General features: G+C 61.4%; 14 protein-coding genes. 6 read left to right on the forward strand and 8 right to left on the reverse strand.

Annotated elements, in window-relative coordinates; translation table 11 throughout:
- Positions 1 to 2: 2 nt before the first annotated feature.
- Both betC and betI read right to left on the reverse strand, forming a co-directional pair.
- Entirely contained in the window at positions 3 to 1,520 is a 1,518-nt protein-coding gene (betC, locus tag Mame_RS04190; protein WP_018065286.1) for a choline-sulfatase, read from the reverse strand.
- Positions 1,517 to 2,107 carry a transcriptional regulator BetI gene (gene betI / locus Mame_RS04195; protein WP_026173558.1) on the reverse strand — a complete coding sequence of 197 codons (591 nt, stop codon included), beginning with the start codon at positions 2,105 to 2,107 and terminating at the stop codon, positions 1,517 to 1,519. Before betI ends, betC begins: the two co-directional genes overlap by 4 nt.
- Before the next feature lie 185 nt (positions 2,108 to 2,292).
- On the opposite strand from betI, the gene choX reads away from it, so the two are divergent.
- The 3 genes from choX (at position 2,293) to choV (ending at position 5,292) form a co-directional block, all read left to right on the forward strand.
- On the forward strand, positions 2,293 to 3,234 hold the full coding sequence (gene choX, locus Mame_RS04200; RefSeq protein WP_018065284.1) for a choline ABC transporter substrate-binding protein: 942 nt from the start codon (positions 2,293 to 2,295) through the stop codon (positions 3,232 to 3,234).
- A 181-nt stretch (positions 3,235 to 3,415) separates the two neighbouring features.
- The gene (gene choW, locus Mame_RS04205; RefSeq protein ID WP_018065283.1) at positions 3,416 to 4,252 is read left to right on the forward strand and encodes a choline ABC transporter permease subunit; all 837 of its coding nucleotides are present in this window, start codon (positions 3,416 to 3,418) and stop codon (positions 4,250 to 4,252) included.
- Positions 4,252 to 5,292: a choline ABC transporter ATP-binding protein gene (gene choV, locus Mame_RS04210; RefSeq protein ID WP_018065282.1), complete on the forward strand. Its 1,041-nt coding sequence runs from the start codon at positions 4,252 to 4,254 to the stop codon at positions 5,290 to 5,292. The genes choW and choV overlap by 1 nt, the downstream gene beginning before the upstream one ends.
- Before the next feature lie 51 nt (positions 5,293 to 5,343).
- Here choV and Mame_RS04215 read toward each other — a convergent pair whose 3' ends face one another.
- The 6 genes from Mame_RS04215 to Mame_RS04240 form a co-directional block, all read right to left on the reverse strand.
- A complete protein-coding gene (locus tag Mame_RS04215; RefSeq protein ID WP_018065281.1) occupies positions 5,344 to 6,336 on the reverse strand; it encodes a WavE lipopolysaccharide synthesis family protein in 993 nt (330 codons plus the stop codon).
- Positions 6,337 to 6,490: 154 nt separating this feature from the next.
- Complete coding sequence (locus Mame_RS04220; RefSeq protein WP_018065280.1) at positions 6,491 to 6,829, reverse strand: hypothetical protein; 339 nt, start codon at positions 6,827 to 6,829, stop codon at positions 6,491 to 6,493.
- The gene (locus Mame_RS04225) at positions 6,826 to 7,566 is read right to left on the reverse strand and encodes a glycosyltransferase family 2 protein (RefSeq protein ID WP_018065279.1); all 741 of its coding nucleotides are present in this window, start codon (positions 7,564 to 7,566) and stop codon (positions 6,826 to 6,828) included. The genes Mame_RS04220 and Mame_RS04225 overlap by 4 nt, the downstream gene beginning before the upstream one ends.
- Entirely contained in the window at positions 7,563 to 8,213 is a 651-nt protein-coding gene (locus Mame_RS04230) for an HAD family hydrolase (RefSeq protein WP_018065278.1), read from the reverse strand. The genes Mame_RS04225 and Mame_RS04230 overlap by 4 nt, the downstream gene beginning before the upstream one ends.
- 2 nt (positions 8,214 to 8,215) lie before the next feature.
- Entirely contained in the window at positions 8,216 to 8,842 is a 627-nt protein-coding gene (locus Mame_RS04235; protein ID WP_018065277.1) for a PI-PLC domain-containing protein, read from the reverse strand.
- Positions 8,842 to 9,585 carry a glycosyltransferase family 2 protein gene (locus Mame_RS04240; RefSeq protein WP_026173556.1) on the reverse strand — a complete coding sequence of 248 codons (744 nt, stop codon included), beginning with the start codon at positions 9,583 to 9,585 and terminating at the stop codon, positions 8,842 to 8,844. The genes Mame_RS04235 and Mame_RS04240 overlap by 1 nt, the downstream gene beginning before the upstream one ends.
- Positions 9,586 to 9,919: 334 nt before the next feature.
- Here Mame_RS04240 and Mame_RS04245 point away from each other — a divergent pair, with 334 nt between their 5' ends.
- The 3 genes from Mame_RS04245 to Mame_RS04255 all read left to right on the forward strand — a co-directional run bounded on the left by Mame_RS04245 (position 9,920) and on the right by Mame_RS04255 (position 13,507).
- Positions 9,920 to 10,921, forward strand: a complete 1,002-nt coding sequence (locus tag Mame_RS04245) for a Gfo/Idh/MocA family protein (protein WP_018065275.1) — start codon at positions 9,920 to 9,922, stop codon at positions 10,919 to 10,921.
- A 2-nt stretch (positions 10,922 to 10,923) separates the two neighbouring features.
- On the forward strand, positions 10,924 to 12,498 hold the full coding sequence (locus Mame_RS04250; RefSeq protein WP_018065274.1) for an acyl CoA:acetate/3-ketoacid CoA transferase: 1,575 nt from the start codon (positions 10,924 to 10,926) through the stop codon (positions 12,496 to 12,498).
- A 241-nt stretch (positions 12,499 to 12,739) separates the two neighbouring features.
- Positions 12,740 to 13,507 carry an enoyl-CoA hydratase/isomerase family protein gene (locus tag Mame_RS04255; RefSeq protein ID WP_018065273.1) on the forward strand — a complete coding sequence of 256 codons (768 nt, stop codon included), beginning with the start codon at positions 12,740 to 12,742 and terminating at the stop codon, positions 13,505 to 13,507.
- The last annotated feature ends 2 nt before the right edge of the window (positions 13,508 to 13,509 follow it).

Below are 13,509 nucleotides of genomic sequence, written 5' to 3' on the forward strand. Positions count from 1 at the left end.
ACTTACTCCCCTCGCGGCCAGCGCTGGCTGGCCTCGAGTATGTTGAGATCCATGTGATTGCGCATGAAGCGCTCGGAGGCATCCTTGAAGGGCTGGAAGTCCCAGGGACGATACTGCCCGGCGCGCAGCGCCTCATAGACGACATGGCGGCGCGCCTGGCTTTCGCGCACCTCGTCGTCATAGGCCTTCATGTCCCAGAACTGCCGCACCTTGGCGGCGAAATCCGCCGCCGTTTTGGCATGGGCCGGATCGTCGGCGAGATTGTTCAGCTCATGCGGATCGGCCTCAAGGTCGAAGAGCTGGGGCGGGTCGAGCTCGCAGTGGTTATATTTGAACCGGCCCTCGCGGATCGAGACCAGCGGGGCCTGAGAAGCTTCGGCGGCGTATTCCATCCGCACCGGCAGCTTGCGTTCAGCGCCGGCTGCGATCGGCAGCAGGCTTTCGCCATCGACCCAGGGTTCGATTTCGCCCAGATCAACGCCGGCGATATCGGCAAGCGTCGGCGTGATGTCGATCGAGGAGGCCGGCGTCTTGACGAGGCCGGGTTCGATGCCGGGCGCTGCCACCATCAGCGGCACCCGGGCCGAGCCATCGTAGAAGCACATCTTGTACCACAGCCCGCGCTCGCCCAGCATGTCGCCATGGTCGGAGACGAACACGATCGCGGTATCCTCGCCGAAGCCGACGCTGTCGAGCGCTGCGAGAATTTCGCCGATCTTGTCATCGATATAGGAGACATTGGCGAAATAGGCGCGCCGCGCATTGCGGATATCCTGCTTGTCGATCGTGGCCTTGTGCCAGTCATTGGCGTCGAGAATGCGCCTGGCGTGATTGTCCTGCTGATCGTAATCGAGCGTGTCGATTTCGGGGTCGAGATGGTCGCAATCCTCGTAGAGGTCCCAGTATTTCTTGCGCGCCACATAGGGGTCGTGGGGATGGGTGAAGGACACGGTCAGCATGAACGGCCGGTCCTCCTTGCGGCGGCCGAGATCGTAGATCTTGCGCACCGCCTCATAGGCGACTTCGTCGTCATATTCGAGCTGGTTGGTGATCTCGCCGATGCCCGCACCCGTGACCGAGCCCATATTGTGATACCACCAGTCGATCCGCTCGCCGGGCTTGCGGTAATCCGGCGTCCAGCCGTAATCGGCCGGGTAGACATCGGTGGTCAGCCGCTCCTCGAAACCGTGCATCTGGTCGGGTCCGACGAAATGCATCTTGCCGGAAAGCGCGGTCTGGTAGCCGGCGCGGCGCAGATGATGGGCATAGGTCGGGATATCGGGCGCAAACTCCGCGGCATTGTCATAGACGCGGGTGCGGCGCGGAAGCTGGCCGGCCATGAACGAGGCCCGCGCGGGCGCGCAGAGCGGCGAGCCGGTATAGGCGTTCTGAAACCGCGCCGAGCGGGCCGCGAGCTTCTTCAGGTTGGGGGTATGCAGAAAATCGGCCGGGCCGTCGGGAAACAGCGTGCCGGCAAGTTGGTCGACCATCAAAACGAGAATGTTCGGTCGCGCACTCATGAGGACATCTCCTTGGCGAGCGTGAGTTCGAGATATTCCAGCGTCATGGCGACGGCATCGCCCCGGCTCATGCCGAAATCCTTCAGCGCGGCGCGCAGGTAAAAGCCGTCGATCAGGGAGCCGAGCCCGGTGGCGATCCGCCGGGCGGCTTCGAGGGGCACAAGCTGGCGCAGGGCATAGACCAGGTTGGAGCGCAGCCGCGCTTCGTAGATCGCCAGAAGCCGGCTGGCATCGCCCTTGCGCTGGGCCTGGACGTAAAAGGCGAGCCATGCAGCCACAACCGCCGGGTCGAACTGGTCCGGCCCGAACGAGGCCTCGATGATCGCCTCGAGCCGCTCTCTGGGCGTGGCCGCATCCTTGTAGCGGGCCTTGACCGAGCTGCCGAACTCGTCAAGGATACGGCGCATGGCCGCAAACAGGATCTTTTCTTTGGAGCCGAAATAGTGATGCGCGAGCGCAGGCGAAACGCCCGCCCGCTTGGCGATCTTGGCGACCGTAACCTCGACCATGCCGACTTCGCCGACTTCGGTGATGGCCGCACGTACAAGCGCTTCGCGACGTATGGCTTCCATTCCGATCTTAGGCATTGGCTTGACCCGCTGAAAAAATGCTCACTGGCGCTGTGTGGCGAATTTCTGGGCAACCCGCCGTTTACACGACTTAACATATGTTATATTGATTGACCGATCAATCAAGGAAACCGCCAGTTTATTTTGACACGCCGATCAATCCGCCACGGCCTTCGACAAACGAACCGAAAGGAAACGCTGACATGTCTTATAACTTGAAACTGACCCTCGCCGCGCTTGCCGCCGCGACCGCCCTTTCCGCCGGCACCGCCAAGGCGCAGGAACCAACCGCCTGCGACAGCGTCAGCTTCTCCGATGTCGGCTGGACCGATATCACCACCACCACGGCAACCGCCAAGCACCTGCTGGAAGGCCTCGGCTACAAGGTTGACGTCAAGGTCCTGTCCGTTCCGGTCACCTTCGCCTCGCTGAAGAGCGACGATGTCGACGTCTTTCTCGGCAACTGGATGCCGGCCCAGTCCGGAGCGATCACGCCCTATATCGATGAAGGCGAGATCGACGTTGTCGCCACCAATCTCGAGGGCACGAAATACACGCTCGCCGTGCCGACCTACACCTATGAAAAGGGTCTGAAGACCTACGCTGACATCGCCAAGTTCGGCGATGAGCTGGACCACAAGATCTACGGCATCGAGCCTGGTAATGAAGGCAACGCCTATCTGGTTTCGTTGATCGAGGCGAACAAGGATGGTCTCGGCGACTTCGAGGTTGTCGAAAGCTCCGAGCAGGGCATGCTCGCCATGGTCGGCCGCAAGTACCGCCAGGAACAGCCGATCGTGTTCCTCGGCTGGGAACCGCATCCGATGAACGCCAGCTATTCGCTGAAATACCTCACCGGCGGTGAGGATTTCTTCGGCGGCGAAGGCATCGTGCGCACCGTCACCCGCAAGGGCTATGCCGAGGAATGCCCGAATGTCGCCAAGCTGCTTGAAAACCTGAAGTTCACCCTGCCGATGGAAAACGAAGTCATGGGCAAGATCCTGAACGACGGCGAGAACGAGGCGGACGCCACGGCCGAATGGATCAAGGCCAATCTGGATGCCCTTGACGCCTGGCTTGCGGGCGTGACCACCACCTCCGGTGAACCGGGGCTGCCGGCGGTCAAGAAATCGCTCGGTCTCTAAAATACTTCAAGCCCGGCAAGCCAACGCTTTCCGGGCTTTCCTTTTTCGATGATGATAGATTTTCAGCCGCGCATTTCGCGGCGCGGGCCTAAGGCAAAATGCCGGGGCCGGATCGCTCTGCGCCGCCTGCGGCCGCAACACGGTCCGACACGCTGAATTCGGGGAACAAAGGAGCAGTCTCTTGCACTGGCTGACGGATTACAAAATCCCGCTGGGACGATGGGCCCAGGATATTTTCGACTGGCTGCAAATGCATGGCGGCTGGTTTTTCGACGGTCTGGCCGAGGTCATGGGCTGGCTGATCGACCAGTTGCTGTGGATCCTGCAGGCGCCGGGGCCGATCGTAATCGCGGTGATCGTGACCGCGGCCTCCTACTGGCTGCAGCGCAACTGGAAGGTCTCGCTGTTCGTCTTTCTCGGCTTCCTGTTCATCGTCAACCAGGGCTATTGGGAGGAAACCACCGAAAGCCTGGCGCTGGTGATCTCCTCCTGCATCATCTGCATGGCGATCGGCGTTCCGATCGGCATTTACGCGGCCCACCGGCCCCGCCTCTATCAGGTCCTGCAACCAATCCTCGACCTGATGCAGACGCTGCCGACCTTCGTCTACCTGATCCCGGCGATCGTGTTCTTCGGCATCGGCATGGTGCCGGGCCTGCTGGCCACCGTCATCTTCGTCGTTCCCGCCTCGATCAGGCTCACCTATCTCGGCGTTTCCACCGTGCCCAAGCCATTGCTCGAGGCGGCCGATGCCTTCGGCGGCACCGGCTGGCAGAAGCTGACCAAGGTCGAACTCCACTACGCCCTGCCGCAGATCATGGCCGGGCTCAACCAGACCATCATGCTGTCGCTGTCGATGGTGGTGGTGGCAGCCCTGGTCGGCGCCGACGGGCTCGGCGTGCCGGTGGTGCGCGCGCTTAACCAGGTCAATCCGGCGCTCGGGTTCGAGAGCGGCTTCGTCATCGTCGTCGTCGCCATCATTCTTGACCGCGTTCTCAAGATCGAAAGGAAAAGGTAATGGCTGATTCCGTTGTTTTCGAGGATGTGAACATTGTGTTCGGCGACCGGCCGCAATCAGCCCTGCCGATGATGGACGAGGGCAAGAGCCGCGCCGAGGTGCAGGAGGAAACCGGCCAGGTGCTCGGCGTCCACAACTGCTCGCTTGCCGTGGGCGAGGGCGAGCTTCTGGTGCTGATGGGCCTGTCCGGCTCCGGCAAATCGACGCTGCTTCGCGCCGTCAATCGGCTGAACCCGGTCTGCCGGGGACGTGTTCTGGTCAATGACGGTAACGGCATGACCGACGTGACGGCGGCGGATGCCAAGACGCTCAGAAACATCCGCCTGTCGCGCGTTTCCATGGTGTTCCAGCAATTCGGCCTTCTGCCGTGGCGGACCGTCGTAGAGAACGTCGCGCTCGGTCTGGAATTCGCCGGCATGAGCCAGAAGGAGCGGCTCGAAAAGGCAAGGGCCCAGCTCGACCTGGTCGGCCTCAAGGACTGGGGCGACAAGCTTGTCGGCGAATTGTCGGGCGGCATGCAGCAGCGCGTCGGCCTTGCCCGCGCCTTTGCCACCGAGGCGCCGATCCTTTTGATGGACGAGCCGTTCTCCGCGCTCGACCCGCTGATCCGCACGCGGCTTCAGGACGAGCTGATCGAGCTGCAGAGAAATCTGAAGCGCACCATCATCTTCGTCAGTCACGACCTCGACGAGGCCTTCAAGATCGGCGACCGGATCGCGATCATGGAGGGCGGGCGCATCGTCCAGTGCGGTACGCCATCGGAGATCGTGCGCAAGCCGGCCGATGCCTATGTCGCCGACTTCGTCGCCAATGTTAACCCGCTGGGCGTATTGCGCGCGCAGGACGTGATGAGCGAGGACGAGGCGCTTGCCGATTCGCCCACCGTCGAGCCCGAAACCAAGCTGGCGGCGATGATGGATGCGCTCGGCGATGGCAAGGTACTGCGTGTGGTGGACAAGAGCGGCAACACGATCGGCAGCATTCGCCCCTCCGACGTGGTCACCGCGCTCAATCCAGAAAGCAATCAGGAATCGGCGTGACGCCTTCCTTGCCCCGCGTTTCCCGGCCTTGCGCCGGGGAGCGCGGTTGCGTCAGCGCGGCAGCAGGAAGAACTCCAGCACGCCGGTGCGGATCGCCCGGCGGCGGACCTTGCTCTTGAACGGCAGCGAGATGACATTGCCGATCAGGCGACAGATCTTGTAGGGCTTGTAGAATTTCTCGATCTTCTCGCGCTCCGGATCTTCCGCCGGAACGGGCGTGCTGGCGTCGACATGCTTGCGGTAAAGCCCGATCCACTCATTATGGGTGTAGCAGGTCATGAACGAGTTCGGATGCACCTTCATCACGAAGGTCGGCTTTGAGGGCATCAGGTCGAACTGGTCGAAGGTGAGGAAGATAAAATTCGAGGCGAAATATTTCTCGGTTTCGAGGATCGCCTGCGGGTTGGCGTCCTTGTAATAGGCGCATGGCACATGCCTTCCGTCCCGGCGCAGCGCGTTGACGAAAATGTGCTGCTCGGGGGTGTAGCGGTTGTAGCGGTGGCCGCCCGTATCCCAGTTCGCCTCCTCCTCGGTCATCAGCGGCACGTCGAACATCTTGCGGATGTCGTCTGTATAGCCGAAGAAGGCGAGGTCCGAGGGGTGGAATGGAAAGCTTACCCGCGAGCGCGGATTGCGCGAGAAATAACAGGCCGCCAGCAGCTTGTGCGAAAACACCTGATAGGCATCGACGCTGTCCGGATAGGCATCGAAAAAATGCAGGAATCCGTCGCCGGTCAGCCTGAAATCGGTGCGCATGCGGAAGCAGAAACGGGTATCGACCTTTTCCAGCCCCGCGCGGGTACCGACAATTTGGCGGTTGACATTGTTGGGTTTTTCGCCGGCGCGCGGGGAATAATAGAAAAAGCCCGGATCCTCGCACAGCACCACTTCATCACAGTCGAGACCCGATGTATCGGTCCCGACCCAGGTCGACAGAACGATCCTGGAGGAGGGAAAAAAGCGCCTGACCGCAGCGAAACTGCCGCGCAGAAAAGACTTGTCCACCACGCCCTGGAACAGAAATGTGATTTCGTCTTTGTCCATCTTCTCACACCCTACGATCAGCGTGCCCCAGCTTGATAACCCCATACACTACACGTAACCCAAACGGATGTAGAGCTATTAAATATAACGCAGTCCCGGAACATCCCGAGAACTATATCCAAGCAGACCGCCGGACTTTCATTCCCGATACACTTCACTCCTGCCGGGCAATTCCCATATACTTGTCATTCCGGGCGCCCGGAATCTTCACCACCACGTTCACGCTGTCATTCTCAAGACACTCGAAATCGGTCGCCTCTCCCGGCTCCATCACGATGATGTCGCCGGCGCCATACTCGACCCCGTTCATCCGGATCCGACCCTGCACCACGACGGTGTATTCGGTCGCAATCTTGTGAAAATGCCGGGCCTCGCTGTCGCCGCGATCATAACGCTTGACCGCGACCTCCACATCCTCGGTCTTTGCAAGGCTGGGATCGAAATTGCCGATGAACCAGCCCTTCACCATGTCGTCGAGCCGCGCGGTCTTCAATGGAGCAGCCCCTCCTTGTGGTCGTTGAGCTGGGAGATGTACTGCGCAAGCTGCATCTCCGTCTTCAACGGGTGGAAACTGTCATTGCCGATGAATTCGATGCCGACCTTGGCGTGACGCAGGATCATCTCGTTGATGGTCTGGCTGATGTAGAAGGCGTTATTGATCTTGCGATCCTTGCGCACGACATTGAGGGCCGCGCGCACGAAATCCTTGCCGCTGCGGAAATAATAGAAGCTCACCAGCGCATGCTTGCTGATCGGCCGCTTCTCGGCGACCTCGCAGACGTCGCCGTCCTGGTCGAGAAGGGCGAAGGAATAACGCGGGTGCACCGAGCGGAACGCCAGCACACCGGCATCGCAATCACGTGCGCGGAAGGCTTTGACGATGCTGTCGAGATCGGCCTCGACCAGTTCATCGGCGGCGACAAGCACGATCTCCTCGTTTTCGTCGATATGTTCGGCCGCCAGAAGCGCGGTGCAGACCGAGCCCGCCGTCGGGCCGGCAACCTCCACGCAGAGACCATTATCGGTTGTCTGGCGGATGACGTCATCAACATTGAAATTGCGGATATCGGCGGATCTGACGCAGAAGATGATCTCGCGCGGCGCAAGCTTCTGGAGGCCGGCGATCTGGCGCTCCAGAACCAGTTCCTCGTTGAATTCCGTCATGTAAAGCGGATAGCGCTCGCTCTTGATGTCGAGGTTCTCGCCGCCCATCAGTACCACGATCTTCATGCCGCCGACCCCACTGACTTGGCTGCCTGGTCGATCTCGGCGATCCGCGCCTTGATCCGGGCGTAGTTGACCTCGTCCACTTCCTTCACCACCATCACATGCGCGCCGGAGGCGGTCGCGGCCTGAATGCCGTTGGGATTATCCTCGACGATCAGGCATTCCTTGGGGGAAAGCCCCATGCGCTCGATCGCCTTCAGATAGATTTCCGGGTCCGGCTTGCTCTTGGTGACGTCCTGGTTGGAGAGCTTGAAATCAAGATAGGGCGCAAGGCTCGCCTTTTCCATCATCAGCATCACGGTATCGCGGGTGGAATTGGAGGCGACGGCGAGGTGGTAGCCTTCCATCCTCAGCCGCGACAGCGCGTATTCATGGTCGAAGCGCGGCCGGCAGCGCTCATAGATGATTTCCATCGTGTAGCGCTGCTTCATTTCGTTGATAAAGCTGTGCAGATAGGGCGGCAGCTTCTTCTCCACGCTCAGGCGCTGCAGTTTGGTGCGCGTCGGCAGGCCGTCATAGACGGTGCGGTGCTCGTGGCGCTCGATGGTGAAGCCGAACAGACCGAGCGCCCGGTTGAGCGCGTCATAGTGCCATTCCTTAGCCTCGATCAGCACGCCGTCCATATCGAAAATGACTGCCTTGATCGCCATCTTCACTCTCCCGAAAAATAATCCCGCGCCGCCTCGGGCGCGTCGGTGCACAAATAGAGCCGGCTGCTATCGATGCATTTGGCCGATTTTATGATCGACCATTGCAGCGCGGTATCGCGCCGGTGCAGGTCGCTCGACACCACACAGACCCGTTTCCCCCGTCCGATCAGGTCATCGATAAGGCCCGGCCCGAACCAGTCGGAACGGAAACAGTCGAGCCAGACCCCGTCACATTCCTCCAGCAACGGCGCATTGGGCTGAAGATCGCTCAAACCCGTGAACGCGGTCAACCCATCCGCCACCTGCCGCACCAGATCGGGCAGCGACATGTCGAACACGAAATAATTGGTGTGACCATAGGTCGCCAGTATTTCCTTGACCTTGCCGCTCAACCCGTCCGCCTTGATGTTCAACGCCAGCATCAGATTGCGGCCGGCCATGACATCCAGAACGTCCGAAAGCCGCGGCTCGTTCCCTGTCGGCATGTCATGGGCGATGACAATCTCGCCGGCATGGTCGCGCAAATCCGTTTCGGTGCCGAAGCCGCGATCGAAGGAGCGGGCGAAGGCCGTCATGGCGTTCTTTTCCGCGGCGCTCTCCCAAAGCCCCCTGTGCGACAGAACTTCCATCAGCGCACCTTTTCCGAAACCGGGTGGGCCAGAAACAGATCGAGGTCTGAGGGTATGCCGAGGCCATACATGCCGTCGGCCTCGTTTCCGATCGAATAATGACCGATCCTGCGGCCCTGTCGGATCAGGTAATTATAGGCCGGACAGATGTAGAATTCGCCGTTGACGCGTTCGTCGTCGCCGATCATCGCCTTCGTCGCCGCCACCAGATCGCGTCCGGTCTTGAAGTTATAGACGCCGACGGTGGCGTCGTTCGAAATCACGCGCTTTTCGGCGGTCTCGACCACCCGCCCACCTTCCTCGCGCACGAATGACCATTTCGGGTCGTCCGCCTTCATCGTCATGATCATCCCGTCATAACCGCCGTCCTCCATGAAGCGGAGGTAGTCGTTGATGTCGATGTCGATATACTGGTCCGAATTGGCGGTCATTACCGGATCATCATTGTCGATCATATGTTCGGCAAGCATGACCGTCGAGGCCTGCCCTTCGGTGATATGATCAATGCCGATGATCTCGACGTTTCCGGCAAGCGCTTTCAGCTTTTCCTCAAGTCCGTAATCGCGGATATGGCTCGACTGGCAGATAAAGATGAAACGGTGATCGACGGCCGGCGTCAGATTTTCGACGACCACCTGGATCATCGGCTTGCCATGCACCGGAATAAGCGGCTTCGGGTCGCTATAGCCCGCATCGGCGAAACGGCTGCCGCGACCGGCCATCGGTATCACAATATTCAGCACTCAATCATCCCTGCCGGCTTGTTTGCCGCCTATGCCCCTGCCGCCACAAAAGCATGGTCCTGATCATAACAGATCAGCTCAATCCATGTTCTCAACAAAGCTTACCCGTAGTCGCACAATATGAACAGTGATTGCGTTACCGCGAGGTCGTGTGGCCCGAGAACATGGCTTCCCCAGGCTTTAGGTAGTCCATGCGAAAGGCGCGGGCAACCATGCATGGCCCGTTCGCCCGATTATCCCAAACTATACCAAATTTCCGGGCACGGATTGACGTGGCGCAACCGATGGCATAGAAATCGGAAAAATTGGAACGTGCCAAATCGGGAGGAAGAGCATGCAGTGGGGGCTTATCGGCGCCAGCACGATCGCGGCCGAGTATATGATCGGCGCGATCAGGGCGCATGAAGGCAACAGCGTGGACGCCGTCCTGTCGTCCAGCCGCGCTCGTGCCGATGCCTATGCCGCCGCCCACGACATCCCCAACGCCGACACGGAGCTTTCAGTCCTTCTGGCGCGTCCGGAGATCGATGCGGTCTACATCTCTACCACCAATGAAAAGCATCGCGACCAGGCACTGGCCGCCCTTGCCGCCGGCAAGCATGTTCTGTGCGAAAAGCCGCTGGCGATGAGCGTTGCGGACGCAAGGACGATGGTGGAAGCCGCACGAAAGGCCGGCGTCGTCTTCGCCACCAACCACCATCTGCGTTGTGCCGGCGCCCACCGCGCTGCCAAGGCGCTGATCGCCGAAGGCCGTATCGGTAAGGTGCTCTCGATGCGGGTCTTTCACGCGGTGATGCTGCCGGAGCACCTGCGCGGCTGGCGCATCGACAATCCGGCGGCCGGCGGCGGCGTGATCCCGGACATCACGGTGCATGACGCCGATACCGTGCGCTTCTATCTCGATGAAGACCCGCGGCGGGTCGTGGCCCAGGCGGTCAGCTCCGGTCTAGGGCAGGGCGTCGAGGACAGCGTGATGTCGGTCTGGACCATGCCGTCCGGCATCATGGTGCAGAGCCACGAGAGTTTCACGCATCCGTTTGCCGGCTCCGGCCTCGAAGTTCATGGCAGCAAGGGCTCGATCTTCGCCCGCAACGTCATGTCGCAGCGACCGACCGGAACCGTCACGCTGGTGACGGAGGCCGGCGAAACCGATGTGCCCTACGAAAGCGAAGGCCTCTACGAATACGCGATCACGGCCTTCAACCGCGCCGTTGCCGGCGAAGGCCGTCCGGCCGCGAACGGGATCGACGGCGTGAAGTCGCTCGCCGTCGCCATGGCCGTGCGCCAGTCGGCGCTTCAAGGCCGGGCCGTCGACGTCAATTACGAAGGATATTGAGCATGCCGGGCAAGATCGTCACCGCCGAGGCCGCCGTCAGCCACATCGCCGACAATGCCGTCGTCTCGGTCTCCTCGTCCTCCGGCCTCGGCTGCCCGGACAAGGTGCTGGAAGCGCTCGGCGCGCGTTTTGCGGCGACCGGCCATCCGCGCAAGCTCACCACCATCCACCCGATCGCCGCCGGCGACATGTACGGCATCAAGGGTATCGACCACATTGCGCAGGACGGGCTTCTCGACACCGTGATCGCCGGCTCCTATCCGAGCGGCGCTTCGTCGCTGCCGATGCCCGAAATCTGGAAGATGATCGTCGAAAACCGGATCGCCGCCTATAACGTGCCCTCCGGCATCCTGTTCGACATGCAGCGCGATGTCGCGGCAAAACGCCCCGGCGTGCTGACAAAGGTCGGCCTCGACACCTTCGTCGATCCCAAGCGGCAGGGCTGCGCCATGAATGACAGGGCAGGGGAGAGCCCGATCGTCGCCCGCGTCGACTTTGCCGGCGACACCTGGCTGCACTTCAAGAATTTCGCACCCGACGTAACCATCCTGCGCGCCACCACGGCCGATGAACACGGCAATCTCACCTATGAGCATGAGGGCGCCTATCTCGGCGGGCTCGACCAGGCGATTGCGGCGCGCAACAATCGCGGCATCGTGATCGCCCAGGTCAAGCGCGTGACGGCGGCCGGCACGCTGCGCCCGCATGATGTGCGGGTTCCGGGCCACCTCATCGATTTCATTGTGGTCGACCCCGGCCAGTACCAGACCACCGAAACCTTCTACGATCCGGCGATCTCCGGCGAAATCATCCATCCGCTGGAGGATTTCGAGCTTGCCGAACACGGCGTCGAAAAGGTCATTGCGCGCCGCGCCGCCATGGAACTCGGCGCGGGCGAGACCGCCAATCTCGGCTTCGGCATCTGCGCGCTGGTGCCGCGCATCCTGTTGGAGGAAGGCCATGCCGGCAAGGTGACCTGGGCGATCGAACAGGGCGCCGTCGGCGGCGTGCCGCTCACCGGCTTCGCCTTTGGCTGCGCCTCCAACGCCGACGCCTTCATGCCCTCTCCCAACCAATTCACCTATTTCCAGGGCGGCGGCTTCGATGTTTCCTTCCTGTCCTTCCTCGAGGTCGACCGCGAGGGCAATGTCAATGTCTCCAAGCTTGGCAAGAAGCCCTACCTGACTGCCGGTTGCGGCGGTTTCGTCGATATCACCGCCAATGCCCGCAAGATCGTGTTTGCCGGGCTTTTCGAAGCCGCGGCGACGCTTGTCCTCTCCGCCGACGGCCTGACAGTCGAAAAGCCCGGCAAATTCTCCAAGATGGTCGATGAGGTCGAGCACGTCACCTTCTCCGGCCGCCGCGCCCGCGAAACCGGCCAGGACGTACTCTACGTCACCGAACGCTGCGTGATGCGGATCACCGATGACGGTCTTGTCGCCACCGAAATCATGCCGGGCATCGAGCCAGAACGTGACATTGTCGCGGCCTCCGGCGGCCGGGTGCGGATTGCGGAGAATGCGACACTGATGCCGCTGTCGCTGCTTTCGGAAAAGCCGATGGGGCTGACGATATGAGAATTGCCGCGAAGAAAAAACGTGTAGGGGAACCAAAGTCGCGCCACCTCCAAACAATCTCCCCCCTTGAGGGGGAGATGCCCCGACAGGGGCAGAGAGGGGTGAACCCTTTCAACACATTCGGAGCAAACGGCTCATGCCGCTACCCCTCTCTGTCGCGTTCGCGACATCTCCCCCTCAAGGGGGGAGATTGGTGGGTGGGCTTGGCAGGCGCCGAAAAAACACGACCGGAGTCCACCCGATGAGCGCCCTTCACCTCATCCGCCACGACGCCATTGCCGAACTCAGGCTCGACAATCCGTCAAAGCTCAACGCCTTCACGCCGGACATGCTGGCCGCGCTCGACGCCCATCTCGACGTCATCGACGCCGACACCGAAATCCGCTTCGTGATCCTCACCGCCGAGGGTGACCGCGCATTTTGCGCAGGCGCGGATATTCAGGCCTGGGGCGATCTGCCGCCGGCCGAATTCGCCCGACACTGGGTGCGCGACGGCCATCGCCGGTTCGACCGGCTGGCGCGGCTGTCCAAGCCGACGATTGCCGCACTATCCGGCCATACGCTGGGCGGCGGGCTGGAGCTTGCGGCAGCCTGCGATATCCGGGTCATGACCCCCAATGCCACGATCGCGATGCCCGAGCCGAAGATCGGCATGGTGCCGGGATGGTCGGGCACGCAACGGGTGGCGCGACTGCTGCCGGAGCCGGTGATCAAGGAAATGGCGTTGTTCGGGCGAAAGCTCGATGCGACACGCGCGGTTGCGCTCGGCTTCGCAGCCGAAATAGCCGAAGACGCGCGCGCCGCCGCCTTCGATATCGCCGATGGCGCGCTTGCCTCCTCGGCCTATGCCACCGAAATCGCCAAATACATGCTCCATGCCGGCTTCGGTGAAGACACCGCCGCCATGATCGAAACGCTCGGCAGCGGCATGATCGCCGCCTCCGCCGACAAGGCCGAGGGCGTCGCCGCCTTCCGCGAAAAACGCAAACCCGCATTCAAGGGCAGATAGGC

Origin of the sequence: Martelella mediterranea DSM 17316 (assembly GCF_002043005.1) — a bacterium.
Classification (GTDB): domain Bacteria; phylum Pseudomonadota; class Alphaproteobacteria; order Rhizobiales; family Rhizobiaceae; genus Martelella; species Martelella mediterranea.